At 58.6% G+C, this 1587-nt stretch carries 2 protein-coding genes; both read left to right on the top strand.

Annotated elements, in window-relative coordinates; all coding sequences use genetic code 11:
* On the top strand, nucleotides 1-282 hold a 282-nt coding region (locus P792_RS38430), incomplete at its 5' end, for a DUF2946 family protein (RefSeq protein ID WP_023978087.1).
* A gap of 192 nt (nucleotides 283-474) precedes the next feature.
* Nucleotides 475-1587: TonB-dependent receptor plug domain-containing protein (locus P792_RS38425; protein WP_369794210.1), on the top strand; the 1113-nt coding region annotated here is incomplete at its 3' end.

The following is a 1587-nucleotide window of genomic DNA, read 5'->3' as shown; positions in this document are numbered from 1 at the left end:
GCCATGGCCATGGCCGACCCCATGGGCATGTGTGATTCCGCGTCCATGGCGATGCCCGCATCGCATCAAATGCCAAAGGCAGGGCATCATCATCACGATACAGCCTGTGCGCTTTGTCCGCTTCTTCAGTTGGCTGTGTTCATTCTCGGGGTCGCTCTGCTGGCGGCGTTTTCCCGCTCGATCCGGCTCACCCACATCGTTTCTCTGCCGCCTTGCCGCGCGCCGCCCGGATTACGGTGGGTCCTGCCGCCATCCCAAGCACCGCCAGTCGTCCTGATCTGACATCGCTTTCCGTACTCCGGTGGACGTTTCCTTTGGGAGCGAGCTGGACGGCGGGATTTCGTATCAAGACTGATCAGGATCAATTCCATGACACTGCCCCCTTATGGCAGATCGCACCGTCGCGCCTATCTCGCGTTCGGGTGTACCTCATTGCTCGCCCTTATTGCTGCGACCAATGCCGACGCGGCGATCATGCCTCCAGCCACCACCTCGCCCCGCGGCGGGACCAAAGTCGCTGCGAGCGCGCTCGAAACATCGCAAACCCGGACAAGGCCATCCTCCATCAAACAAAAAGCGTCGGATAGGCCTGCTAACCAGTCAGATGGCGATGACACGCCGGTCGAATATCTCCGTGTGCAGGGGATACGGCGTACTGCCATTCATTCACCCGATACAGCTTCGCTACTCAAAGGCTCGCTGGGCTACACGCAATATGCTGCGGGTGGGGTCTCATCCTTGCCCGTCCTCAACGGTATGGCCGATGACCGCGTCGCGACCATTGTGGATGGCATGCGCATTGCCTCGGCCTGTCCCAATCACATGAACCCGGCGATGTCGTATATTGACCCCGACAGTGTTTCCTCTGCCGAGGCTATTGCCGGTGTCACCCCGGTCAGCCTCGGGGGCGACAGCACCGGCGGCACGGTAAAAATTGAGCGCAAGGACCCGCTTTTTGCTGCTCCCGGCAAGATCCTTGTGACGGGCCATGTGCGGGGTGATTATCGCAGCAATGGCGGCGGCTCGGGTGCTTCAGGCACGGTCACAGTCGCCAACGATCTTCTCAGTCTGCGTTATACCGGCTCCTATAGCCACGCGAGCAATTACCACACTGGGGGTGATGGCAAGCAGGTTCGCTCAACCAGCTATCTCTCCTTCAATCATGCCGTAACGGCTGGTCTCAAGAAGGATAATCACCTGCTCGCCCTGACCTTTGGTCAGCAGGATATTCCGTATGAGGGTTTCCCCAACCAGTATATGGACATGACAAATAACCGCTCGACATTTGTGAATGGCAAATATCGCGGCGAGTATCGATGGGCGACCCTCGACGTGCGCGGCTTCTGGCAGCGCGTCGATCACGTCATGAACATGATGAATGACAAGGGTGGTCATAGCGCCACCAGGGGTATGCCGATGAACACGGATGCCCGGACGTCGGGCTACGCACTTGATCTCACCGTGCCGCTCAGCACCCATCACAATATCAAGCTCGGCAGCAGCTATGACCATAACGGACTGAATGACTGGTGGCCGCCGCTCGTAGGCAGCATGATGATGGGCCCCGGTACGTTTCATAACATCAAT

The sequence above is a fragment of the Asaia sp. SF2.1 genome (genome assembly GCF_000505765.1).
GTDB lineage: Bacteria > Pseudomonadota > Alphaproteobacteria > Acetobacterales > Acetobacteraceae > Asaia > Asaia bogorensis.
The sequence above is the reverse complement of the archived record's forward strand: the minus strand, read 5'-3'. Positions and strand labels throughout refer to the sequence as shown.